This is a genomic window from Chryseobacterium sp., assembly GCF_029240215.1.
Taxonomy (GTDB): Bacteria; Bacteroidota; Bacteroidia; order Flavobacteriales; family Weeksellaceae; genus Chryseobacterium.
This window is the reverse complement of record NZ_JARBTK010000007.1, coordinates 20,123-44,978: the sequence shown is the minus strand read 5'-3', so window position 1 is coordinate 44,978 and position 24,856 is coordinate 20,123. Positions and strand designations below refer to the sequence as shown.

Genomic DNA, 24,856 nt, shown 5'->3' with positions numbered 1-24,856 from the left:
CTTATCATCAATTTCTGCTATCCTGCTGTTACCTGCTCATGTCTTTTCAATATAGGAATGGGACTTAATAATCATTTCTAATATGTTTTAAGCTAAAATTTTTGAAAATCGTAAGAGAAAATTACAGATAGATAGCTTTTAAACACAAAAAAATCCCCGAACATAAGTTCGGGGATTTCATATCTAATCAGTCTGTGACTGCTTATTTTACTTCTTCAAAGTCTGCATCCTGTACATCTTCTGCACCGCCTGCATTTCCTTGATTCTGAGCTCCTGCATCAGCACCCTGACCTTGTTGTCCTGCTGCATACATTTCTTCCGAAGCTGCCATCCAAGCTGCATCAAGAGCTTCAGTTTTAGCTTTTACATCGTCACCGTTTTTAGCTTCGTAAGCTGTCTTCAATTCTGCGTGAGCTGATTCGATTGCTGCTTTTTTGTCAGCAGACAATTTATCACCGAATTCTTTCAATTGCTTTTCAGTCTGGAAGATCAATCCGTCAGCTTTGTTGAAAACCTCAACTTCTTCTTTTCTCTTCGCATCAGCCGCAGAGTTTTCCTGAGCTTCTTTTTTCATTCTTTCGATTTCTTCATCAGAAAGACCAGAAGAAGCCTGAATTTTAATAGACTGCTCTTTACCAGTTCCTTTATCTTTAGCTGAAACACTCAAGATACCATTCGCATCGATATCGAAAGTCACTTCGATCTGAGGAACTCCTCTTTGTGCTGGTGGAATATCCGTTAAATCGAATCTACCAATTTCTTTGTTATCGTTGAACATTGGTCTTTCACCTTGTCCTACTCTGATGCTTACAGCCGGCTGATTGTCAGAAGCTGTAGAGAATACTTCAGATTTTTTAGTTGGGATTGTAGTATTTGCTTCAATTAATTTAGTGAAAACAGAACCCATTGTTTCAATACCTAAAGAAAGTGGCGTAACGTCTAATAAAAGTACGTCTTTCACATCTCCGGTTAAAACTCCACCTTGGATCGCTGCACCAATTGCTACAACCTCATCCGGGTTAACACCTTTCGATGGCTTTTTACCAAAGAATTTTTCAACTTCCTCCTGGATGATCGGGATTCTTGTAGAACCACCTACCAAGATCACTTCGTCGATATCTGAAATAGAAAGACCTGCATCAGAAAGCGCTTTTTTACAAGGCTCCATAGAACGTCTTACCAAGTCTGCAGATAATTGCTCGAATTTAGCTTTAGTTAAAGTCTTCACCATATGTTTAGGACCTGTAGCTGTAGCTGTAATATAAGGAAGGTTGATTTCAGTTTGAGGAGAAGAAGACAATTCGATTTTTGCTTTTTCAGCTGCTTCTTTCAATCTTTGTAATGCAATTGCATCAGATTTTAAGTCAACACCTTCTTCAGCTTTGAATTCGTCTGCCATCCAATTGATAATTACATCATCAAAGTCATCACCACCTAAGTGTGTATCACCATTTGTAGATAATACTTCGAAAACGCCGTCACCTAAATCAAGGATAGAAACGTCAAAAGTACCACCTCCAAGGTCATAAACTGCAATTTTCTGATCTTTATGAGATTTATCTAAACCATAAGCCAAAGCAGCTGCTGTAGGCTCATTGATGATTCTTTCTACTGTAAGACCTGCAATTTCTCCAGCTTCTTTTGTAGCCTGTCTTTGAGCATCATTAAAATAAGCAGGAACAGTGATTACCGCTCTTGTTACTTCTTGTCCAAGATAATCTTCAGCAGTTTTCTTCATTTTCTGAAGAGTCATTGCAGAAATCTCCTGTGGAGTATATTCTCTGTCGTCGATTTTTACTTTTACAGTATCGTTTGGTCCGCTTACAACTTTATAAGGTACTCTTGAGATCTCGGCAGAATCATCTTTAAAATGTGTTCCGATAAATCTTTTGATAGAATATACTGTTTTCGTAGGATTGGTTACAGCCTGTCTTTTTGCAGGATCTCCAACCTTTCTTTCACCATCTTCTGTAAATGCTACGATAGAAGGAGTCGTTCTTTTACCTTCCGAGTTAGGGATAACTACGGGATCTTTTCCTTCCATTACTGCTACGCAAGAGTTGGTTGTTCCTAAGTCAATTCCGATTATTTTACTCATAATATTTATATTTTTCTAATTTTTAAGTTTTAATTACACTCTCACTTTCTCAATATCTGTACCATTAGATTTTTTATGACAAATTGACAGACTTGAGAATCTTTCCATAAATTTTGAGGAAAAATATTATCATTCTGTCCTGCAATGAATGTTTAATAGCTTTAATTAATTTTAAAAATATATAAGTAATACATTGGATTTGATAAAATCTGTTTTTTCTATTTATATGCTGTTTTTTCAACTAAAAATTTAATTAAGAATTAACTTTAAAATCAAATAAAAGAACTGTTTTTATTAGTATTTTTGATAAATTTTATGAATACGTATGTCAGTACATTTTAATCCCAGAGATATTACCTGGTTAGCGTTTAATGAAAGAGTTTTACAGGAAGCAATGGACGAAAAAGTACCTTTGCATCTCAGAATCAGATTTCTCGGGATTTTCTCAAATAATTTAGATGAATTTTTTAGAGTGCGTGTTGCAGGATTGAAACGCGCAATGGATTTTAAAGAAAAAGTGATTGCAGAATCATTTTATCAGCCACCATCAAAAATTCTTCAGAGAATCAACGAAATTGTCATCACACAACAAGCCGATTTCGACAAAACCTGGAAAAAAATTCAGGTTGAAATGGCAGAGCAGAAAGTTTTCATCAAAACTGCAAAAAACCTGACTGCAAAACAGAAAGAATTTGTAAGACAATATTTTGATGAAGTGGTAGAATCTAATGTGATCCCTATTCTACTTCATGAAAATACACCAATGCCTTATTACAGAGATAAAAGTTTGTATCTGGGTGTGGCAATGAGAAAAAAAGACTGGCAGTACCACAGCAATTATGCCATTATTGAGATTCCTTCACGTTTTGTGGGAAGATTTGTTTTGTTACCTACAGAAGATTTAGAGGAAAAAAATGTTATGCTTTTGGAAGATGTTATTACTTTCAATCTCCCACATATTTTCTCTTATTTCGGATATGACGAGTTTTCTGCCAATGCATTTAAAGTAACCAAAGATGCAGAAATGGACATCGATAATGACATCAGAACAAATTTCGCAGAAAAAATAGAAAAAGGTCTTAAAAACAGACGAAAAGGTAAACCTACCCGTTTTGTTTTTGATAAAGATATGGATAAAGCTCTGCTTGAGTTACTGATCCGAAAATTAAATTTAAGTAAAAAAGACAGCATCATTCCCGGCGGAAAAATTCATAACTTCAAACATTTTATGGATTTCCCGGATGTTTTTGAATATTACAAAAAGCCTATTGAGAGAACTTCATTCACCCATCCTGCTTTTGAACACGGCGAAAGAGTGACGGATGTTATTTTGAAACAAGACGTTTTATTAAGTTTTCCATATCACACATACACTCCTGTTATTGATCTTCTGCGTGAAGCTGCGATGGACCCTGATGTAAAATCAATTCAGATTACGGCATATCGTTTGGCAAGCAGTTCAAAAATCATTAATGCATTGATTTACGCTGCAAGAAACGGAAAAGATGTCACGGTGATGCTCGAGCTTCAGGCAAGATTTGACGAAGAATCAAATCTTGAGTGGAAAGAAATGCTGGAACCTGAAGGAATTACGGTTTTAATCGGAATTCCTGACAAAAAAGTTCATGCGAAGCTTTGTGTGATCAAAAAAAGAGTTCATAATAAAACACTTCAATACGGATTTATCAGCACCGGAAACTTTAATGAAAAAACTGCAAGAATCTATGGAGACCATCTCATCATGACTTCCGACAGAGGGGTAATGGCAGATATCAATAAAGTTTTCACTGTACTTAAGAAACCAAAGGAAGATTATTTGTCGGTTTTAAAAACCTGTAAACACCTGTTGGTCTGTCCACAGTTTATGCGTGAAAAAATTGTACAGCATATTGATAAAGAAATTGAAGAGGCAAAAGCTGGACGTAAAGCCGAAATGATCATCAAAGCCAACTCAGTCAGTGATCGTGGTCTTATTCTGAAAATGTACGAAGCAGCAGAAGCCGGTGTCGTGATAAGAGTTATTGTGAGAGGTATTTACTGCGCCATCAATCAGAAAGATTTTAAGCAAAAAATAAAAGCGATCAGTATTGTTGATGAATATCTTGAACATGCAAGGGTAATGTATTTCTATAACAAAGGTGCAGAAGATATATATATTTCTTCAGCCGATTGGATGAACAGAAACCTGGATTACAGAATAGAAGCTGCTGCAAAAATCACCGATAAAAATCTTAAAAAAGAATTGAGAGATATTCTTGACATTCAGTTGAGGGATAATGTAAAAGCAAGGATTTTAGATAAGAAACTGAGCAACGAATACATCAGCAATGACCAAAAAGAATGTCGATCACAAATAGAAACCTATAATTACCTAAAAGCAAAAACAACAGGAAAATAACTGCCGAAAGAGGTTTTAAAGGTCATCTAAATAACTTAAAGAAATTATTTTTGTAAATTCGACTTTTAAAAAACATTACATTTTCAATCAAATTACTGAAATTCAATAAAATACAAACCCCAAGAATGATCATTGCAGCGATAGACATAGGAAGTAATGCAGCCCGACTTTTAATCAACGAGGTAAAAATTCAAAACGGAAAGCCTGAATTTATTAAATTAAATCTCCTGCGAATTCCTCTACGATTAGGGATGGATGTTTTCACCCTCGGAAAAATTGGTGAAGAAAGAGAAAAAATGGTCTTAGATTCAATGAAGATTTTCAGCGATCTGATGAAAGTGTACAAAGTAGAACATTACAGAGCCTGTGCTACAAGCGCAATGCGTGATGCTTCCAACGGAAAAGACATCATTGAAAAAGTGAAAAATACTTCAGAAATCAATATCGAAATCATTTCGGGAGATGAAGAAGCGACTTTAGTTTACGAAAACCACGTTGCAGAAGGTCTCGACAAAGACTTCGCTTATCTATATGTAGATGTTGGCGGTGGTTCTACCGAGTTGACGTTCTATGAAAATGATACAATGATTTACGAAAAATCTTTCAACATTGGAACCATCCGCCTTCTCAACAATCTCGTAACAGAAGACAACTGGCAAGAAATGAAAGAAGAAATAAAAGCCAACATCAGCAGCAAAAAACAGATCGTTGCCATTGGTTCCGGCGGAAACATCAACAAAGTCTTCTCAATGAGCAAAACCAAAGACGGAAAACCAATGTCTATTGCTTATCTGAAGAAAGCTTACAAAGAATTCAACGATCTTACCGTTGAAGAAAGAATGACAAAATATGGTTTCCGTGAAGACAGAGCAGATGTTTTGGTACATGCCTTGAAAATCTACAACTTCGTGATGCATTGGGCAGAAATCAACAAAATATATGTTCCAAAGATCTCGGTTGCGGATGGATTGATTCACAATATTTATGAGAGGGTTTCCGGGGAAAAATAATTATCTGGATCTTTGATTTAACATACTAGCCGGCTGCATTTTTTGTGACCGGATTTTTTCAGAAGCTTAATCCCGCTTTCCGTTATATCTTTTTTGCAGTTTCCATCGGCTACGCTCAGAAAACTGCAAAAAAGGATGCCACTTCAATCGGGGCTAAAAATGATCGTTTCCAATTCACAAGAAGTCTTACAGTCCTTAAATCTGGATAAGATAATTTTAAACTATCGTCAGTTCGAGTAAAAATTCTAAAAGAATTTTGTATCGAGAATTTTGTGAACTGCAGACAGCCCATCAATCAAAAACTTCTCGATACGATTTTTTCAAAATCTACTCGAAGTGACGAACCAATAAACAGAAATTCAGGTTAACTTTATAATTTTTATAAGCATAATCTTCACATATCAGATTTAAATTTTCATTAATCGTACTCTATTATTAAAGTAATTCTAAAGAAACAAACGTCATTCAAAACAACTAAAAAATAAACTTAAATGAAAGTAATTCTCACAGGAGCAACAGGAATGGTAGGTGAAGGAGTGTTAATGGAATGTCTTGAAAATCCTGATGTTTTTGAAATCCTGAGCGTCAGCAGAAAACCATCCGGGAAAAAACATGCAAAGCTGAAAGAATATCTCGTCCCTGATTTTTTAAAAATAAACCTTAACGACGAAAATTTAAAAGGTTACGACGCATGTTTTTTCTGCGCAGGAATCAGCAGCATGGGAATGAACGAACAAGATTACACCAAAATTACTTATGATACAACACTACATTTTGCAAAAGCAGTTTTAAATCAAAACCCTGAAAGCACTTTCAATTTTGTGTCAGGAGTTTACACAGACAGCTCCGAAAATGGAAAATTCATGTGGGCAAGAGTAAAAGGAAAAACCGAAAATAATTTACAGAAACTTGGTTTTAAAGCGGTCTACAATTTCCGTCCGGGGTTTATGAAACCGGTTGAAGGTCAAAAAAACGTAAAAATGCTTTTCAAACCTTTCGTCTGGTTTTTCCCGATGATTTCGCCTTCAAAAACATTATCGCTACATCAGGTCGGAGAAGCAATGATTAATGTCGTAAAACGAGGTTACCCCGAATCTGTTCTGGAAATCGAAGACATTAAAAATCTGGCAAACTGATTCAGGATTTGATACACACAATTAATCATTTGTTAAAGTTTAATTAAAACCCTCACAGAGAATAATCTTCATTTTTGCAACAATCTAAATATTGTAAAAATGAGGAACAAATACCTTTTAAGAAGTTTATTACCCATTGCTGCGTTGTTTCATGGCGCAGTTTCCGGACAGACTTTGATTCATTACTGGAATTTTAACAACAACGCTTCAGTTGCAGCTATTACAGCTCCCACTTCAACGCTTTTAAACGGATCTATCACTGCGGTTTCAACAGGAACGGGAAATACAGATACTTTCATTGATTTTGCAGGAGGAACATCACAAAACTTTAATGTTGAGAATTTAAACGCAAGAAACGGAGACCCTTCAGGTACACATTTGAGATACAATTATCCGATCAACGGGAATGTACAATTTAATTTACCAACCACTGGATATAATAATGTGGTTGTAAAATTTACAACAAGAAGGTCTGGTTCGGGAGCTGGAACGCAATCGTGGTCTTATTCTTTGGACGGAACTACTTTTATACCCTATCAAACCGTTACTACTTTAGATGCCAATCCGCAACTGGTTACTTTTGATTTTTCAACAATTTCGGGAGCATCAAACAACCCTAATTTTAAACTTAAAGTTCAGTTCGCAACAGGAGCAGGAGGAAATGTAGGAAACAATCGTTTTGACAATTTCACGGTTGACGCAACGGCAGTTGGTGGAGTTGACACTACTCCACCCACTGTGACCTATTTGCCTGCGAATAATGTAAACAACGCTTCTACAACAACAAATCCTACCATTACATTTAACGAAAATGTAAGACTGCTTGACAACTCAGCAATTACCGCCGCAAATGCTCAAAATTTAATCGAATTAAGATTAAGCAATGCAACAGGAGCAGTTGTTCCTTTCACTACAACTTTTGCTAATAATCAGATTACGGTAATTCCTACTGGAGGTTTGGTTCCGAATCAGGCGTATTATTTAGCATTAAAACCAAATATGGTAGAAGACACAAGTGATAATGCAGTGACAACGGCAACTTCTACAACTTTCACTACGGCAGGAACATCAATTTCATTAGATAAAACATTTGTAAAGGTTAACGAAAATTCAGGAACGTTGGCATTTAAGATCAATGTTAACAATCCTTCAAATGCAACGGTGAATCTGGTTGTAAAACCTGCACCTTTTAATACAGCAAACACCAGTGATTTTACTTTAGCAAATCAAACCATTAATATTACTCCGGCAACGACAAGCGTTACGGTTAATATTCCAATTATTGATGATACTTTGGAAGAACAAATGGCTGAATATTTTGTTTTAAGTCTTGAAAATCCTGTTGGAGCAACCATTTCCGGTGAAGCCTTATCTACTGTTTATATTGTTGATAATGATAAAGCAGCTCCGGTTGCATCAAATCAGGTTCAGTTAAATTATATCGGAAGCTTTGACCCTTCAGGAAATAGCACAAGCTCAACAGAAATTGTAGTTCACGATCCTGCAACACAAAGACTTTTCACAATCAGTTCTTTAACAGATGTTTTCGACATCATCAATTTTGCCAATCCACTTGCACCAACTGTAATTAGTACAGTAAATATGCTTCCTTACGGTGGAATCACAAGTATCGCCGTGAAAAACGGAATAATTGCAGTAGCTTCTCCAAACGGAACCAATGCACAAAGCAATGGATCTGTTGTTTTCTTCGATATTAACGGGACTTTCCTGAAGCAGGTTTCTGTAGGAGTTTTACCGGATATGATTACTTTTTCACCGGACGGAACAAAAGTAATGACGGCGAATGAAGGCGAACCAAACGATGCATACACAGTTGATCCGGAAGGCTCGATCAGTATTATTGACATTCCTTCATTAACTGTTGCTGGAATTCAGGCATTAACACAAACGAATGTAACTACACTTGGATTTACTCAGTTTAACGGTCAGGAAGCAACATTGGCTGCTTCAGGAGTAAGAAAAGTAAAATCTACAAGCACTTTGGCTCAGGATCTTGAACCTGAATACATCGCAATCAGCGCAGATAACCAAAAAGCCTGGGTTTCTTGTCAGGAAAACAATGCCGTGATTGAGGTAAATTTAGCTACAAAAACACTTACCAACATTTGGGGATTAGGTAAAAAAGACATGAGTCTTCCAGGAAACGGTTTTGATGCTTCTGATAACAACGGAGAAATATTAATCGCCAACTGGCCTGTAAAAGCTTATTACAATCCGGATGCAATGGCATCTTATCAAGTAGGAAATACAAACTATATCGTTACAGCCAACGAAGGAGATGAAAAAGATTTGGGAGGATTCAGCGAAAGAACTACTGTGGGTGCCGCAACTTACGGTTTAGATTCAACAGTTTTCCCAAATGCTTCAATTTTAAAATCTTCAAATAATTTAGGAAGATTCAGAGTAACAAGTGTGAACGGAAATACAGATGCCGATGCAGAATATGAGGAAATTCATGCTTTGGGAGCTCGTTCGTTCTCAATCTTCAATGCTGACACAAAACAAATCGTTTATGACAGCGGAGATCAGTTTGAAAGATATACTGCAGCCAATCATCCATTAATTTTCAACGCTGATAATGAAGCAAACGGCGCAAAAGCAAGAAGCCGTGCAAAAGGTCCGGAACCTGAAGGCGTAACTTTAGGAACGATCAACGGACAAACTTTCGCCTTCATCACATTAGAAAGAACGGGAGGTGTCATGGTATACAACGTAACAGATCCCAACAATGTAACATTTACAGATTACAAGCATTCCAGAAGCACTTCTGCATTTGGAGGTGATAACGGTCCGGAAGGAATTACATACATCGCTCCTCAAAATACAACAACAGGAAAAGGCTATGTAATTGTTGCCAACGAAATCAGCGGAACTTTATCAATGTACGAAGTTGCTCCTTCCCCAACTTTATCTACAGGAGAAGTGAAAACTGAAAAAGCAACATTCAATATCTTCCCGAATCCTGTAAACAAAGGAAATATATTGTATTTTAACAGAGCTCAAGGTTATGAATTGTACGATATGTCTGGAAAATTACTTGGAAAAGAAAAGAATGCTTTGACGATTGATACTTCAAAATTATCAACAGGAGTTTATTTAATCAAAACTTCTGAAGGACAGGTAAAAAGAGTAATTGTAAAGTAACTTTTATATATTTGATTTTAATGTAGCCTCGGTTTTTCCGGGGCTTTTTTGTTTAAGTAAATCTTGTGCAGTCAACCTTGTCAAGGTTTAGCCTGTGGTTTTCATTTATACAATACGGTTATTTAATAATAAGATTCGGTTCTAAACATAAACGATTCGGTTCAATACCTAAAGTTTCTGGTTCATAACGTATATTTTTCGGTTAATAACCGAAACCAACCTCTAAACAACCGAAACGATAGAGTAAAAGACCGAAAGAATATCGTTCAAAACCAAAAAAATTCGATACAATACCTAAACAAGTTTATCCTGAAGCAGAAATTTTCGGTTCGGAAGGTAAAATTCCCAGTGTGAGACCAAAACAGATCACTAATCAACCAAAACCACACTTTTCAGAACAAAAACGATTTTGTTAAAAGCAAAAAAAGACAGACTAAAAGCCTGTCTTCAAAAAATATATTAGGTATTTTTTATTCTACGTTCACTACTTTCGTAATCTCAGGAGCGTGTTGTTTAATGGTATTTTCTACACCCAGTTTCAGGGTTGAAAAGTTCAGAGAACAGCCAGAGCAGTTTCCCAAAAGCTTTACATAAACAGTATCTTCTTTCACATCAATCAACTCAATATCTCCACCGTCTTTGTTCAGAAACGGACGAATGCTTTCAAGAGCTTCCATTACCTTAGTTACAGTTTGTTCGTGTGCTATATTTGTCTCCATATTTGAATTTGGTTTTTCAAAAATTAATTTGAAATCATTATTTATTTTTTTGGTGAGCAACCTGCCATAGTCGTGATTTTCACGGCTTCTGTAGGCGGTAGAAATTTATTCCTTTCTACTAGACTCTCAACCATTTTTCTTGCAGTCTCTACATAGATTTCTGCAATTTTTGAATTTTCCTGAAGCGCTGCAGGTCTTCCTACGTCTCCCGCTTCTCTAATGCTCTGAATCAATGGAATTTCACCCAAAACAGGAATGTTCAAATCTTCAGCTAAATATTGTGCTCCCTGGTTTCCAAAGATATAATATTTATTGTCAGGTAATTCTTCCGGTGTAAAATACGCCATGTTTTCTATCAATCCAAGTACCGGAATGTTGATACTTTCCATCTGGAACATTGCAATTCCTTTTCTAACATCCGCCAAAGCAACGTGTTGAGGTGTACTTACAATCACCGCTCCCGTTACCGGAACTTCCTGAATGATTGATAAATGAATATCACCCGTTCCCGGAGGAAGGTCAATCAACAAGAAATCCAATTCTCCCCAAGCCGCATCTCTGATCATCTGGTTTAAGGCTTTTGAAGCCATTGGACCTCTCCAGACTACCGCCTGGTTTGCTCCTGAAAAATATCCGATGGAAAGCATTTTCACACCGTAATTTTCGATAGGCTTCATTAAGCTTTTTCCGTTGACGTCAACAGAAATTGGCTTTTGACCTTCTGTGTCAAACATTGTCGGAACAGACGGTCCGTAAATATCGGCATCTAAAATTCCAACTTTAAAACCCATTTTTGCTAAAGTCACGGCAAGATTGGCAGCAACCGTAGACTTACCAACACCACCCTTTCCGGATGCGATGGCGATAATATTTTGAATTCCAGGAATTTGTTTTCCTTTAATCTGACTTAGCTGAACTTCGCTCGGCTCGGGAGAAACTATTTTTAATTTTAAATTAATTTCTTCTCCAAATTCACTTGCAAAAGCCTGTTTCATTGCTGCCTCAAGCTTCTTTTTTTCGTGCATTGCCGGTGAATGAGCGGTCATGTCAATATACACATCGCTGCCCATTACCTGAAAGTTACTCACCAAATCATCTACTTCTATTTCTTTAAGGAAATCCTGAACCTTTTCTTTAGTCAACATAAAAATATAAATTGTCAACAAATTTACGGAAATTTTAGCTATTTAGAATCAATAAAGATGGCGATAGATAAATTCTTTTGTGGAACGAATTATTGTAGTATTTTAGGGGGATTTTAATTTTAAACTCATGCAAAAATTTTTCTTCATTCTTTTAGGATTGATTAGCCATAATTTATTTTCACAAAATTATTCGCAATACGTGAATCCTTTCATTGGAACAGGCGGTCACGGTCATACTTTTCCCGGCGCCATCGTCCCTTTCGGGATGGTTCAGCTTTCTCCCGATACAAGAATTGACGGAAGTTGGGACGGCTGCAGTGGTTATCATTATTCAGATTCGGTAATTTATGGATTTTCACATACACACTTAAATGGAACGGGAGTTTCTGATTACGGAGACATTATGTTGATGCCGACAATGGGAAATCCGGGACTGACTCCAAAAGAATATTCATCAAAATTTTCACACAAAAACGAGAAAGCAACGGCTGGATTTTATTCGGTTAAATTAGACAAACACAACATCGATGTACGTTTAACCACAACAAAAAGGGTTGGTTATCACGAGTACACATTTAACAAAGCCGGAAACGCCAATATTATTTTAGATTTAAATCACAGAGATAAATTGTTGGAAGGTGAAGTTAAAATTATCGATGATAAAACGATTGAGGTTTTTAGAAGAAGTGAAGCCTGGGCGACAAACCAATATATCTATGCAAGAATTGAGTTTTCTAAACCGATGCCTTGGAGCAGGAATGTGAAAGGAACAGAAAATCCACAAATAGGTTTTGTAACTGAGAAATTGACTGAACGGAAGATGGCGTTTTCGACAAAGGTCAAAAAAGGCGAGAAAATTCTCGTAAAAGTTTCAATTTCTCCTACAGATTACGAAGGTGCAGGAAAAAACATGCTGGCTGAAGGAAATTCAAATGATTTTGAAATCATTAAAAAACAAGCCGAAGCAGATTGGAACAAAGAACTTTCAAAAATTGAAGTAAAATCTTCTGACAAAGATAAACTTACCGTTTTCTACACGGCTTTATACCACGTTTTCACGCAACCCAATATCAATATGGATGTTGACGGAAAATATCGTGGAAGAGATAACAAATTTTACATGGCGAAAGATTTTGGATACTACTCCGTTTTCTCGCTTTGGGATACTTTCAGAGGAGCGCATCCTTTGATGACTTTAATCGACAGAAAAAGAACGGCAGATTTCATCAACACTTTCATTAAACAACGTGAACAAGGCGGAAGAATTCCTGTTTGGGAACTGGCTTCCAATGAAACGGAATGTATGATTGGTTACCATGGCGTTTCTGTGATTGCAGATGCGATGGCAAAAGGAATTACAGGTTTTGATTATGAAAAAGCGTTTGAAGCTTCAAAAAATTCGGCAATGAAGGATCTTTTTGGGTTAAACGCTTACAAACAGAACAACTACATCAGCATTGATGATGAGCATGAAAGCGTTTCTAAAACTGTAGAATATGCCTATGATGACTGGTGTATTGCTCAAATGGCAAAAATTTTAAACAAAAAAGAAGATTACGAATACTTCATGAAACGTTCTCAAAATTGGAAAAACCTTTACAATCCGAAAAACGGTTTTATGCAGGCAAGAAAGAACGGAAACTGGTATGAACCGTTTGATCCAAGTGAAGTGAACAACAATTATACGGAAGGAAATTCGTGGCATTACTCATACTCCGTTCCGCAGGATATTCCGGGATTGATCGAAGTACATGGCGGAAAAGAAAAATTTGAACAATTCATTGATGCGATTTTCTCTGCTTCTGATAAAACAACAGGAAGAGAACAAGTAGATATTACAGGATTAATGGGACAGTATGCACAAGGAAATGAGCCGAGTCATCACATTGCTTACCTTTATAATTTCGTTGATAAACCACAAAAAACGGAAGCGAAAATCAAATATATTCTTGATAATTTCTACAAAAATTCGCCAGATGGATTGATTGGAAATGAAGATTGTGGACAGATGAGTGCATGGTTTATTTTGAGTTCTATGGGAATTTATGCTGTAACTCCGGGGAAACCTGAATGGGAAACGGTGACACCTTATTTTGATGAAATTAAATTACATCTCGAAGATGGAACGACTAGAATTATTACTAAAAACACTCCGAAAAGTGAACTTAAACATTTAGGTTTTGAAAATGTAAAAGTTGCAAAAGATTTAAAATATCCTGAACAAACTGCTTCTCCGGTAATCGCTGCTGACAGACTTTTTGATTTTACCACTCAGGTAAAAATCACACCGTTGAACGAAAAAGATAAAGTCTATTACATAACGATGGATGAAAATGACGCCAATGTGAGAAAAACGTTTAAAGTCTACAAAGAACCATTTACCATCAATAAAACAACGCAAGTTTCTACATATGCTGAAAGAAATGGCGAGAAAAGCGGCATTACGACTGCGAATTTTAACAGAAGACCCAATCATTGGGATATTACCATCAATGCCAACGTTAATCCTCAATACACAGCAGGCGGAAAGTTCTCTTTAATTGACGGAATCAACGGTGATACCAATTGGAGAAAAGGAGAATGGCAGGGTTACCAAGGGCAAACTGTGGAAGCAATTATTGATTTTAAGTCTCCCCAACAGATCAGTCAGATTTCTTCAACGTACTTACAGGACAGCCGCGCATGGATTTTAATGCCTAAAAAAGTGGAATATTATGCATCAATGGATGGTAAAACTTTTATTCTTCTAAAAACTTTGGAAAATGACATTGATGCTAAAGACGAAAAAGTTCAGGTGAAAAATTTCTCGACTGAAGTTCTTCCGACAGAAGCCCGTTATCTTAAGGTAAAAGCATATCACTTCGGTAAACTTCCGGAATGGCATCAAGGTGCAGGTGGTGATGCTTACATTTTTGTGGATGAGATTTCTGTGAAGTAAGACTGATTTTTTTTTAATAAATAAACCTCTTTCGATTTGGAAGAGGTTTATTTATTTATTTATTTATTTATGATTATCGGTTTAGAGCAATAATGAAATAAATGGACCAAAGGTTTGTCATTGACTTCGTCGAATCTGCGATTTTGGAGGAATCTTCACATTATTATTTAAATACAGACGTTGTTAAGATTCCTCCGGAATGACAAAGGCTCTTCTGATTTTCCAATTTACTGCAAAGTTTGTCATTCCGGAGGAATCTCAGCTGCCCAAAAGAATCATTCTAATAAATAATTCCAAAAGTCTAAATTAGGATTAGCATTTCTTGTCAAATCAATATTTTTTTTTATATCTGCAAATCTTAAATAATTAAAGTATTAGATTCAAACTTAAATAAAATAAAATCAATTCATCTTCTCCGACCAATTCAATTCTTCAGGAAGCTCTTTATCTGAAAATTCGATATGAATCACTCTTCTTTTCTTTCCGTTTGTTGTTCGGTTCGAACCATGTAGAAGCAGTGGTTTCATGATCATAATACCACCTTTTTCTACGTTGCAAATATTTTCTGCCTCAACATTCCAGTCGATGTTTTCTGGTCTGTAAATTCCTTTTGCGTGAGATTTTGGAACTACTTTTAAGGCTCCGTTATTCTCATCAGTATCGTCTAAATGAATTCTTATCGTAAAAATATTTTCAAGAATATGTAAAGGTGGCTGAACGGCAAACTGATTTTGTTTTGTCGTCCAGGGTCCGAAGTTTTCCAGTTCAACTTTTTTATCAACTGAAATGGTCAGATCCTGATGATAAGCCACGTACCAGTTTGATTTTTCTGGTTTATCGAAGTAAATACTTTTAACGACAAAATAATTTTCGCCAAAAATTTCTTTAATAATCGTTTTTAAATTTTCATTAAAAATCAAATCTTTTACTTCATGAATTTCCTTTAAAAACTGTCTGATCGCAAAAAGATCTTCTGATTTCCTGAAGGTATCTTTTGAAGTGTCAATATTCTGAATGACTTCAATTATTTTCTCAATTTCTTCCTCAGAAAAAACATTGCTGATAACGGAAAATCCTTTATCAGCAATTGTATTTTTATGTTGTGGTAAATTCAACATTTTTATTTAAACTTTAGTGTTCTTAATTAAAATTGAAGAGTGTTCAAATTACTTATTACCAATTACACATTACTTATATCTTTACATATTTCCACCATGATTATCCAACTGTCCTTCCCATTTTGAAACGGCTGAAGTTGCTAAAGCATTTCCTAAAACATTCGTCATACTTCTCGCCATATCGCAGAAGTGATCAATTGGAAGAATTAAAGCAATTCCTTCCGGCGGAATTCCGAACATAGAGCAGGTTGCCACGATAATTACCAAAGAAGCTCTCGGAACTCCGGCAATTCCTTTTGAGGTTAACATTAACACCAAAAGCATGGTAATTTGCTGTCCGACAGTCATTTCAATTCCGTAGATCTGAGCGATGAAAATTGATGCAAACGTCATGTACATCATACTTCCGTCCAGATTGAATGAATATCCTAGAGGTAAAATAAATGACACTACTCTATTATTACAGCCAAATCTTTCCAATTCTTCAACCAATTTAGGGAAAACAGCTTCCGAACTTGTCGTCGAGAAAGCGATCAATAATGGTGATTTTATTCTTCTTAATAATTCAAAAAGTCGGTTTCCTAAAATTAAATATCCAACGATTAAAAGTACGAGCCACAAAACTGCTATAGCGAAGAAGAAATCTCTTAAATAAATGGCATAGACTTTAAAGATTTCAAAACCATTGGTTGCAACGACTGCCGCAATTGCACCCAAAACTCCAAGCGGTGCAAACCACATAATGTAACCTACCATTTTCAGAATTGCATGAGCTATAACGTCAAATAATTTGATAACAGGTTGAGCATATTCATCACCTAAATTAGCCAAAGCAACCCCAAACATAATAGAAAAAACCACAATCTGAAGGACTTCATTCGTTGCAAAAGCTTCGAATAAACTTTTAGGAATAATATGTTTCACAAAATCTTCCATTGAAAAACCTTTGCTTGATTTTAAAAGCTCATCCACAGAAGCTGCATCCTGAATAGGAAGCTTCGTTACGTGACCCGGCTCTAACCAATTCACTAAAATCAAACCGATGAAAAGCGAAACCAGTGAGGCAGAAATAAACCAAAGCATCGCTTTTGTTCCTACCCTTCCGATCATTTTGATGTCGCTCATTTTGGCAATTCCAACCACTAATGTGGTAAAAACCAGAGGAGCAATGATCATCTGAACCAATCTGATGAAAACGGTTCCGAGCAGTTTGATATTATCTGAAAATGGTTTTGCGCTTTCAGGATATTGAATGTGTACAAATCCTCCAATTGCCACACCTACGATAAGTGCAATAATGATTGCTATGAATAATTTATTCTGTCCTTTCATATATAGAGTTCAATTGCCACAAATATAATGGTTTTTCAATTGAAGCCTAAACTTATGTTAAAATTACTTAAAATTCACCAAACAAAAATTAATATACAGATAATGAAACGTTTAAAGTAAAACTCTGATATATTTATTCTTTTTTTAGATAAATGGTATAGATTTTATTATTACATTTGAGTCTAATTAAAAACATTAAATTAAATCAATTATGAAAAAAACAATCGCAATTTCTGCCTTAGCTTTGGCAGTATCGTTTGGATCTATTTCGTGCAAAAAGAAAGTTTCTGATGCTGATCTGCAAACTTCAGCAACGACAATTGTAGCAGCTAATCCTTCAGCAACTGTAGAAGTAAAAGAAGGTGTAGCTCATTTAGGAGGAACATTTGCTTCGCAAGCTGAAAAAGATGCAGCTATTAAATCTCTTAAAGAAATTAAAGGTGTAAAAGACGTACACGATATGGCAACTATTGCTGAAGTAGCTCCACCTCCACCACCGGTAGAAACTACTGTTGCTGTAGATCCTATGGTTCAGCAGAAAGTAAAAGATGCTTTGAAAGATTTTCCATCTGTAAATGTGGAAGTAGTAAACGGAGAATTGACGCTTACAGGAACTGCATCTTCTGCTCAGGCTAGAAAAATCAAAGAATCTGTGGATGCTTTGAAAGTTGGAAAAGTAAACTATAATTACACTGTAAAATAATTAGAGATGAGCACATTACAAGATAAATATTCGAGTGTAGTTTCTGCAGCTCAGTCTGCGGGAGTTTCAAATTTGCAGGTTCAGGAGCAGGACGGAATTCTTTATGTTTCGGGAAACGCTTCTAATACTGCAGCAAAAGATGCAGTTTGGAATGCTTTAGGAGCTATCGATTCTACTTACTCAGCTTCAGACATCAACATTGATGTACAGGTAGCTGGTTTAGCAGCAGGAGCAACTTTAACTATTGCTACAGAAGATTCTAACCTGAACATCAGACAAGAGCCTTCCACGGAAGCTGCTGTTGTGGGTAAAGCGGCAAAAGGTTCATCAGTAACATTAGTAGAACAGACTTCTGACGACTGGTGGAAAGTGAAAACTGCCGACGGACAGGAAGGTTACGCATACTCAAGATATTTAAGAGCATAAGTTTCTCAAAAACTCACGCTTTTTAGAAATATTTAACATTTGACATCCCCAATTGGGGATGTTTTTTTTATACTTTTGCGCCATCAAAAAAAAATAGATGAAGAAAATTTTATTGTTGCTGTTCTTTGTTTTCAACGCAGTTATTCTCAATGCACAAAAGTTAAACATCGACGGAAAAGTATCAGACTTCGAAAAAAAACCTGTAGAAAATGCTACCGTTTATCTTCTCAAACAAAAAGATTCATCAATCATCAATTACACCGCGACCAACCGCGAAGGGAAATTTTCTCTGAAAGCTGACGAAGTAAAGGAGCCGACCGTTCTGAAAATTGATGCTGATAAACTTATTTCCTTTTCAAAAAAATACGAGTCAATTACCCAGTCAATGTCATTAGGTGATATCGAACTGGAAAAAAATTCTGTTTTCAATATTGAAGAAGTCAAAATTTCTGCTTCTCCTGTTAAAATCAAAAAAGATACGATTGAATTTAATGCTTCTGCGATCAAAGTTCGTCCGGACAGTAAGATTGAAGAGCTTTTAAAACAAATTCCGGGAGTGGAAATCAGCAATGAAGGGAAAATTACCGTTAACGGAAAAGAAGTTGACCAAATCATGATCAACGGAAAACCGTTCTTCGACAAAGACGGAAAAATCGCTTTACAGAATCTCCCTGCAGATATTATTAAAAACATTCAATTTACAACGACCAAAACCAAAGAAGAAGAACTCAGCGGAAAAACTGCCAAATCAAATAATACGACAATCAATTTTAATATTGATGAAAAGAAAAACAAAGGTCTGATCTCAAGACTTACATTGGGCTATGGTTCAGACAAAAGATATGAAGGAAGCGGACTTTTAAGTTACTTTAAAAAGGATACCAAAATAAGTCTTCTTGCATCATCCAACAACATCAATTCTCAAGGATTTTCAAATGATGAGGTTTTCGACAGTATGGGACACGGAAGAAATTCATGGCTGATGCAGGGCGGAAGCGTTATGACCGTTGGCGGAACAACATTTTATAATCAGGGTGGAAGCGGAAATACCAAAGGAATTCAAAGATCAACCACAGTAGGTTTTAACTACAGTGATAAACTGTCTAATGATGCTGATCTGGAAACTTTAAGTCTGATGCATTCAGATAATAATCTTAAAACCAGGTCTAAAGTTTCACGAACAACTCTACTTCCTGACTATACTTTAAAAACCAACTCGGAAAGCAATGGTGAAAATGATAACAGACAGTATAATTTTGATACATCAGCAAGAATAAAACTGGATTCTTTAACCAGCATCTATTTCTCTCCGTCATTTTCGCGAAATGAAGGCTTTAATTTTAACAATTCAAAATCAAGCACATTAAGAGATGATCTTCTTCTGAATGAAAGTGATGCTTACACTAGTACAGATTCTGAAAGCAATTCATTCACTCCGAACATTTATTTTTCTAAAAAATTTAAGAAAAAAGGACGGTCTGCGTATGTCAATATGAATTCTACGATCTCTGAATCAAAAAAAGATCAATTAAACAAATCTCAAACTTTATTCTATCAAACGAGTGAGCCCAACGATATTAGAAATCAGCTTTCAAAAAACAAAACTCAGACAAACAGCTACAGATTCAGCGCAGGATATTCTGAACCATTATCCGATTCGACATCAATAAGTCTTAGTTTAAACTATGAAAACAATGTTGACCGAAATCTGAGAGAAGTAAATGATTTTGATCAAAACACAGGTCAATATTCCAATTACAATATGGGATTATCCAACAGAATGAATCAAAAAATCGACAAAATCAGTCCGGAATTAGTCTATGAAATCAATAAAAACAAACTGAATTTGTGGGCAACCGCAGATCTTGACATTTCAAATATGAGAGTTAATTCTGTATTTGATGGAAAACAATATGATCTTCAGAAAAACTTTGCACTTCCTGGTTATAATTTTAATGTGCAGTATCAGTTTTCGCAAAACAAAAGATTAAGCTTTTACAATTACTCAGATTTTACAATTCCTACTGCGGAGCAACTTACCCCTTATGTAGATCTTGCTAATCCGTTGATCGCTTATCAGGGTAATCCCGATCTAAAAAACTCCTGGCGAAATCAGGCTTATCTTTATTTTAACAATTTTAATATGATAAAAAACATCAGCTATTATATTAATATTGGTTTCACATATGGTAATAATGATGTGGTGAACTATTCGTATTTCGATGATTCGGGGAAACAATTTGTGACCTATGCTAATGTGAGCGGGAATAAAAACCTGAATTTTGGCGGCGGGTTTACCAAAACATTTAAATGGAAAGAAAATAAACTTACACTCAACCCAAGATTCAGCATGAATTACGGATATAATCGAGGTTTTATTAATTCGGTGCAATATACCAGTGATTCTTACACTATCAATCCCGGATTTAACCTTACCTATGAAATTAAAGACAAAATTACTATAAAACCCTCATACAAAATCGGTTACAATTTTTCAGATTACACCAACTATGATATCGGAAGAGTGCAGACTACAAATCAGGTCGTAAAACTTGAACTTACCAACTATATTTTTAAAACAAAACTCGTCTTTGGCAACGATTTTGAATACAACACCAACTCAAACATAGCACCAGGTTTCAAAAGAGATTTTTACTTCTGGAATACGAGTTTGGGATATTCATTTTTCAACAAACAGCTGACTGCAAAAGTGAAAGTATATGATATTCTGAATCAAAATCAAAGTGTAAGAAGAACCATTATGCCTGCTTATTTTGAAGACCGTGAAGATCTTATTCTGAAACGTTATGTGATGTTTTCATTGACGATGAAGCTTAATAAGTTTGCAGGTAAAAAAATGGAAACCAAATAGCGACCAAACCCACTTTTATATATATTTGAAATGATCAGGAGAGATTCTGGTCATTTTCTTTTTTAAATTAAATGGAGATATTTATTTTAATAAATTAGCAACAAATTTCAACTATGAAGATTCCTTTTTCAATTGTACTTATTTTCTTTCTTATTTTAGGAAAATCTCAAAACCCGGCGCAGGCAGAAAGCTTCGTGAAAGATAATTTCACCAAAAAAGAATTTTACATTACGATGCGTGACGGCGTAAAACTTTTCACAGCTGTTTACATTCCGAAAGACATTTCAAAAAAGCAAAAATATCCATTTTTAATGCAAAGAACCTGCTACAGCATTGCACCTTACGGAGAAAACGAATACAGAACCAAGCTTGGTCCCAATCAATATTTGATGAAAGACAAATACATTTTTGTTTTTCAGGACGTGAGAGGAAGATACATGAGCGAAGGAACTTTTACCAATATGACTCCGCAGGTTGAGCGGAAAACAAAAAAAGATGTCGACGAAAGCACTGATACGTATGATACGATAGACTGGTTGATCAAAAACATCAAAGACAACAACGGAAAAGTTGGTCAATACGGAACTTCATATCCGGGATTTTACACTGCAGTAGGAACTTTGGCGCAACATCCAGCTTTGGTGGCTTCTTCACCTCAAGCTCCGATTTCAGATTTCTGGAATGACGATTTTCTTCACAACGGAAAATTTATGTTGGGTTATTTCAGAACGTTTCCTGTTTTTGGAGTTCAAAAAACTAAGCCTGAACAAAAAGCATGGTATTCTGATTCTATGATTAAATCTACATCAGAAGACGGTTTGAAATTTTATAGAGAATTAGGAACTTTGAAAGAAGCTTACGACAAATATTACAAAGACAACTTCTTCATAACCGAAATTATGAATCATCCGAATTACGATGAATACTGGCAAAAAAGAAATCTTCTCCCTCACCTGAAAAATGTAAATCATGCGGTAATGACTGTCGGAGGCTGGTTTGATGCCGAAGATCTTTCAGGACCTTTAAATATTTACAAAACGATTGAAAAAACAAGTCCGAAAGCTAAAAATACAATCGTCATGGGACCTTTCTCACACGGCGGATGGTCAAGAGAAGAAGGAAAACATTTCCATAACCAAATTTATTTTAGAGACAGCATCGCAACGTATTATCAGAAAAATATTGAGACTAAATTTTTTAATCATTATTTAAAAGGAAATACAAAAGAAGACGCAGGTTTGCCGGAAGCTTTGATGTACGACACCGGAGCCAAAGAATGGAAAGAATTTGCACAATATCCTCCGAAAAACACTCAGAAAGTCAATTTCTATTTGGCAAACGGAACATTGAAAAATTCCCCACAACAAGGCTCTTCGGAATATTACAGTGATCCGAATAACCCTGTTTTAAGTTCTGACAATCTAAAAGACTTTAACGGTTTTACTCCAAGAAATTATATGTCGGAAGACCAGAGATTTGCAGTCGGAAGACCTGATGTTTTGACTTTCACAACAGATGTTTTGACAGAAGATATGATTTTCGCAGGAGAAATTATGGCTAAATTAAATATCGCTTCAACTTCTACTGATGCAGATTTTGCTGTGAAATTAATCGATGTTTATCCGGAAGATTTTAAACCTGTTGAGAAAAAAGAAGGTATTATTTATGGAAATTATCATCAGATGGTAAGAAGCGAAATTATGCCGGCAAGATTCAGAAATTCGAGAGAAAAACCTGAAGCTTTAGTTGCTAATCAGAAAACTGCAGTGAATTTCAGATTGCAGGATGTGGTGCATACATTTAAAAAAGGGCATAAAATTCAGATTCAAATTTCTTCAACCTGGTTTCCGCTTTTCTCGGTGAATCCACAAAAGTTCTTAGACAATCCGAATATGGCGAAAAAGGAAGATTATACGAAAGCTTTTATTAAAGTTTTTGAGGATTCTGCGATTGAAGTTGAGGTTTTGAAATAAATTTTAAAAAGCTGTTCGTTTTGAACAGCTTTTTTTTCGCATCAACTTATCCACTCAGTTTGTCATTCCGTAGGAATCTAGGTTCATTTTGTAGAGATCGAATCGTAAAAATCCCTGTTGAGATTCCTACGGAATGACAAACTGAGTGGATAATATTAATGTTATAAAATCTTTACACTTAAAATCAATCCTTAATTGTTCTAAACGTCAGATTCACTCTCGGAGTTGTCACTTTTTTGGTTGGCGGAAGTCTGTGAAGCCAGTTTTCCTGAGTTGTCCCTTTCATCACGAGTAAACTTCCGTTTTCAAGCATCACATCAATTCTTTCTTTAGATAATTTATGTTTAAAAGAAAATTTACGTTCTGCTCCGAAAGTTAAAGAAGCGATTGCACCGTGTTTTTTAAGATCTTTTTCGGCATCACTATGATAAGCCATTCCCTCGCTTCCGTCATGGTATAAATTTAGCAGACATGAATTGTAGGTTTCACCTGAAGCTTCTTCACATTTTTGTTTTAATTCTAACAATTCGGAAGTCCAGAGTTTTGCGTATTTTGTCCGGTTGGAATAGGTGTATTCAAACTCTTTTTCACCAAACCATGCAACTTTTCGTTTAGTAATAATCAGTTTTCCAAAAATAACAGCCTCATCATTTTCCCACGGAATTTGACTGAATAAATACTGATAATATTTTTCGCATTCAGCATCAGAAAAAATTTTGCCATAATATTCTGCATTTCCGTCTTTGGGAAGAATATTGATGGGGAAATCTTGTATTTCTTCAAATAAATTGTTCATGATTAAACTAAAATTAATTACCTATTTATCAAAACTTAGTTTGTCATTCCATATGAATCTAAGCAATATTATTTTTTTAACTGTTGAGATTCCTGCGGAAATCGCAGATTCGACGAAGTCAATGTCAAAAAGCCGAATATTTTTTAAATAAAATCATCAGAATAAACCTGCGAACTTTCCCACCCAATCATCAACTGTTTCCTGTCACTTCCCCACATATAGCCGCCAATTTTTCCCGAAGATTGTATCACTCTGTGGCAAGGAATTAAAAATGCAACCGGATTACTTCCAATCGCAGTTCCGACTGCTCTTGAAGCTTTTGGATTTCCGATTTCATTGGCTAAATTTCCATAAGTTGATAATTTCCCAAGTGGAATTTTTAGTAAACTTTCCCAGACTTTGAGCTGGAAATCGGTTCCTTTGAGATGAAGTTTTATCGTATTCAGCTTCGTCCAGTCTTTATTAAAAATGGATAATGCATTTTGCTGAAACTCATTCTTTTTTTCAAAAAAAGATGCATTGGGAAATTTATTTTGTAAATCTCTCAATGCATTTTCTTTATCTTCTTCGAAAGCCATGTAGCAGATTCCTTTTTCTGTGGAAGCTGTAATGATTTTTCCAAATGGACTTTCTGAAAAACTGTAATTGATATTTAAATTTTTACCGCCGTTTTTATATTCTGCAGGCGACATTCCTTCAATCTTCACAAATAAATCGTGCAATCTGCTCGTGCTTGAAAGTCCGGTCTCTAAAGCTGCATCAAACAACGTGGCTTTTTCTTCTTTCAGTAAACTTTTTGCGTGTTCAAGACTAATGAACTGCAAAAATTTCTTCGGACTTGTTCCTGCCCAATCCGTAAATATTTTCTGAAAATGTGCCGGACTTAAATTTACTTTTTCAGCAACCTCGTCCAAATTTGGCTGATTTCTGAAATTGATTTTGATAAACTCGATCGCTTTGGCAATTCTCTGATAGTCTATTTCGTTTTGTATGGACATTTACTTTTGTTTTATATCACAAATTTCCA

16 protein-coding genes are annotated in these 24,856 nt (G+C 35.6%); 9 read left to right on the top strand and 7 right to left on the bottom strand.

Going from position 1 to position 24,856, the window contains the following annotated elements:
* Window positions 1–202: 202 nt before the first annotated feature.
* Window positions 203–2,098 carry a molecular chaperone DnaK gene (dnaK, locus tag K0R77_RS13685; RefSeq protein ID WP_300353401.1) on the bottom strand — a complete coding sequence of 632 codons (1,896 nt, stop codon included), beginning with the start codon at window positions 2,096–2,098 and terminating at the stop codon, window positions 203–205.
* 325 nt (window positions 2,099–2,423) lie between these two features.
* Here dnaK and ppk1 point away from each other — a divergent pair, with 325 nt between their 5' ends.
* The 4 genes from ppk1 (at window position 2,424) to K0R77_RS13665 (ending at window position 9,807) form a co-directional block, all read left to right on the top strand.
* Window positions 2,424–4,496 (top strand): polyphosphate kinase 1, encoded by a 2,073-nt coding sequence (ppk1, locus tag K0R77_RS13680; RefSeq protein ID WP_300353398.1) that lies wholly within the window; start codon window positions 2,424–2,426, stop codon window positions 4,494–4,496.
* Window positions 4,497–4,621: 125 nt separating this feature from the next.
* Window positions 4,622–5,506: an exopolyphosphatase gene (locus K0R77_RS13675; RefSeq protein ID WP_300353395.1), complete on the top strand. Its 885-nt coding sequence runs from the start codon at window positions 4,622–4,624 to the stop codon at window positions 5,504–5,506.
* A 491-nt stretch (window positions 5,507–5,997) separates the two neighbouring features.
* On the top strand, window positions 5,998–6,642 hold the full coding sequence (locus tag K0R77_RS13670; protein WP_300353393.1) for an NAD-dependent epimerase/dehydratase family protein: 645 nt from the start codon (window positions 5,998–6,000) through the stop codon (window positions 6,640–6,642).
* 99 nt (window positions 6,643–6,741) lie between these two features.
* Window positions 6,742–9,807, top strand: coding sequence for a choice-of-anchor I family protein (locus tag K0R77_RS13665; RefSeq protein ID WP_300353390.1), 3,066 nt, complete (start codon window positions 6,742–6,744; stop codon window positions 9,805–9,807).
* A 470-nt stretch (window positions 9,808–10,277) separates the two neighbouring features.
* Here K0R77_RS13665 and K0R77_RS13660 read toward each other — a convergent pair whose 3' ends face one another.
* Both K0R77_RS13660 and K0R77_RS13655 read right to left on the bottom strand, forming a co-directional pair.
* The gene (locus K0R77_RS13660; protein ID WP_263004144.1) at window positions 10,278–10,526 is read right to left on the bottom strand and encodes a NifU family protein; all 249 of its coding nucleotides are present in this window, start codon (window positions 10,524–10,526) and stop codon (window positions 10,278–10,280) included.
* A gap of 41 nt (window positions 10,527–10,567) precedes the next feature.
* A complete protein-coding gene (locus K0R77_RS13655) occupies window positions 10,568–11,671 on the bottom strand; it encodes an Mrp/NBP35 family ATP-binding protein (RefSeq protein WP_300353384.1) in 1,104 nt (367 codons plus the stop codon).
* Window positions 11,672–11,798: 127 nt separating this feature from the next.
* On the opposite strand from K0R77_RS13655, the gene K0R77_RS13650 reads away from it, so the two are divergent.
* Window positions 11,799–14,609: a GH92 family glycosyl hydrolase gene (locus K0R77_RS13650; protein ID WP_300353381.1), complete on the top strand. Its 2,811-nt coding sequence runs from the start codon at window positions 11,799–11,801 to the stop codon at window positions 14,607–14,609.
* A 401-nt stretch (window positions 14,610–15,010) separates the two neighbouring features.
* On the opposite strand, the gene K0R77_RS13645 is transcribed toward K0R77_RS13650, so the two are convergent.
* Together K0R77_RS13645 and K0R77_RS13640 are read right to left on the bottom strand one after the other, a co-directional pair.
* Window positions 15,011–15,727, bottom strand: a complete 717-nt coding sequence (locus tag K0R77_RS13645; protein WP_300353378.1) for a phytanoyl-CoA dioxygenase family protein — start codon at window positions 15,725–15,727, stop codon at window positions 15,011–15,013.
* 81 nt (window positions 15,728–15,808) lie between these two features.
* The gene (locus K0R77_RS13640) at window positions 15,809–17,059 is read right to left on the bottom strand and encodes a cation:dicarboxylase symporter family transporter (protein ID WP_300353376.1); all 1,251 of its coding nucleotides are present in this window, start codon (window positions 17,057–17,059) and stop codon (window positions 15,809–15,811) included.
* A gap of 211 nt (window positions 17,060–17,270) precedes the next feature.
* Here K0R77_RS13640 and K0R77_RS13635 point away from each other — a divergent pair, with 211 nt between their 5' ends.
* From K0R77_RS13635 to K0R77_RS13620, 4 genes are all read left to right on the top strand, one after another.
* A complete protein-coding gene (locus K0R77_RS13635) occupies window positions 17,271–17,762 on the top strand; it encodes a BON domain-containing protein (protein ID WP_300353373.1) in 492 nt (163 codons plus the stop codon).
* Window positions 17,763–17,768: 6 nt separating this feature from the next.
* Window positions 17,769–18,188 carry an SH3 domain-containing protein gene (locus K0R77_RS13630; RefSeq protein ID WP_300353370.1) on the top strand — a complete coding sequence of 140 codons (420 nt, stop codon included), beginning with the start codon at window positions 17,769–17,771 and terminating at the stop codon, window positions 18,186–18,188.
* Window positions 18,189–18,285: 97 nt separating this feature from the next.
* Window positions 18,286–21,060, top strand: a complete 2,775-nt coding sequence (locus K0R77_RS13625; protein WP_300353368.1) for a TonB-dependent receptor — start codon at window positions 18,286–18,288, stop codon at window positions 21,058–21,060.
* 113 nt (window positions 21,061–21,173) lie between these two features.
* Window positions 21,174–23,033, top strand: a complete 1,860-nt coding sequence (locus K0R77_RS13620) for a CocE/NonD family hydrolase (protein ID WP_300353365.1) — start codon at window positions 21,174–21,176, stop codon at window positions 23,031–23,033.
* A gap of 184 nt (window positions 23,034–23,217) precedes the next feature.
* Here the strand turns inward: K0R77_RS13620 and K0R77_RS13615 are convergent, their stop codons facing one another.
* Together K0R77_RS13615 and K0R77_RS13610 are read right to left on the bottom strand one after the other, a co-directional pair.
* Window positions 23,218–23,829 carry an alpha-ketoglutarate-dependent dioxygenase AlkB gene (locus K0R77_RS13615; RefSeq protein ID WP_300353363.1) on the bottom strand — a complete coding sequence of 204 codons (612 nt, stop codon included), beginning with the start codon at window positions 23,827–23,829 and terminating at the stop codon, window positions 23,218–23,220.
* A 143-nt stretch (window positions 23,830–23,972) separates the two neighbouring features.
* Window positions 23,973–24,827 carry a methylated-DNA--[protein]-cysteine S-methyltransferase gene (locus K0R77_RS13610; protein WP_300353361.1) on the bottom strand — a complete coding sequence of 285 codons (855 nt, stop codon included), beginning with the start codon at window positions 24,825–24,827 and terminating at the stop codon, window positions 23,973–23,975.
* Between the last annotated feature and the right edge of the window lie 29 nt (window positions 24,828–24,856).

Excerpts from the sequence above, each read along its gene's own strand:
- K0R77_RS13615 (WP_300353363.1), bottom strand. The coding sequence starts at position 23,829 with ATGAACAATTTATTTGAAGAAATACAAGATTTCCCCATCAATATTCTT.
- K0R77_RS13655 (WP_300353384.1), bottom strand. The coding sequence starts at position 11,671 with ATGTTGACTAAAGAAAAGGTTCAGGATTTCCTTAAAGAAATAGAAGTA.
- K0R77_RS13635 (WP_300353373.1), top strand. The coding sequence starts at position 17,271 with ATGAAAAAAACAATCGCAATTTCTGCCTTAGCTTTGGCAGTATCGTTT.
- K0R77_RS13625 (WP_300353368.1), top strand. The coding sequence starts at position 18,286 with ATGAAGAAAATTTTATTGTTGCTGTTCTTTGTTTTCAACGCAGTTATT.
- K0R77_RS13675 (WP_300353395.1), top strand. The coding sequence starts at position 4,622 with ATGATCATTGCAGCGATAGACATAGGAAGTAATGCAGCCCGACTTTTA.
- K0R77_RS13640 (WP_300353376.1), bottom strand. The coding sequence starts at position 17,059 with ATGAAAGGACAGAATAAATTATTCATAGCAATCATTATTGCACTTATC.
- K0R77_RS13630 (WP_300353370.1), top strand. The coding sequence starts at position 17,769 with ATGAGCACATTACAAGATAAATATTCGAGTGTAGTTTCTGCAGCTCAG.
- K0R77_RS13670 (WP_300353393.1), top strand. The coding sequence starts at position 5,998 with ATGAAAGTAATTCTCACAGGAGCAACAGGAATGGTAGGTGAAGGAGTG.
- K0R77_RS13660 (WP_263004144.1), bottom strand. The coding sequence starts at position 10,526 with ATGGAGACAAATATAGCACACGAACAAACTGTAACTAAGGTAATGGAA.
- ppk1 (WP_300353398.1), top strand. The coding sequence starts at position 2,424 with ATGTCAGTACATTTTAATCCCAGAGATATTACCTGGTTAGCGTTTAAT.
- K0R77_RS13610 (WP_300353361.1), bottom strand. The coding sequence starts at position 24,827 with ATGTCCATACAAAACGAAATAGACTATCAGAGAATTGCCAAAGCGATC.
- dnaK (WP_300353401.1), bottom strand. The coding sequence starts at position 2,098 with ATGAGTAAAATAATCGGAATTGACTTAGGAACAACCAACTCTTGCGTA.
- K0R77_RS13665 (WP_300353390.1), top strand. The coding sequence starts at position 6,742 with ATGAGGAACAAATACCTTTTAAGAAGTTTATTACCCATTGCTGCGTTG.
- K0R77_RS13650 (WP_300353381.1), top strand. The coding sequence starts at position 11,799 with ATGCAAAAATTTTTCTTCATTCTTTTAGGATTGATTAGCCATAATTTA.
- K0R77_RS13645 (WP_300353378.1), bottom strand. The coding sequence starts at position 15,727 with ATGTTGAATTTACCACAACATAAAAATACAATTGCTGATAAAGGATTT.
- K0R77_RS13620 (WP_300353365.1), top strand. The coding sequence starts at position 21,174 with ATGAAGATTCCTTTTTCAATTGTACTTATTTTCTTTCTTATTTTAGGA.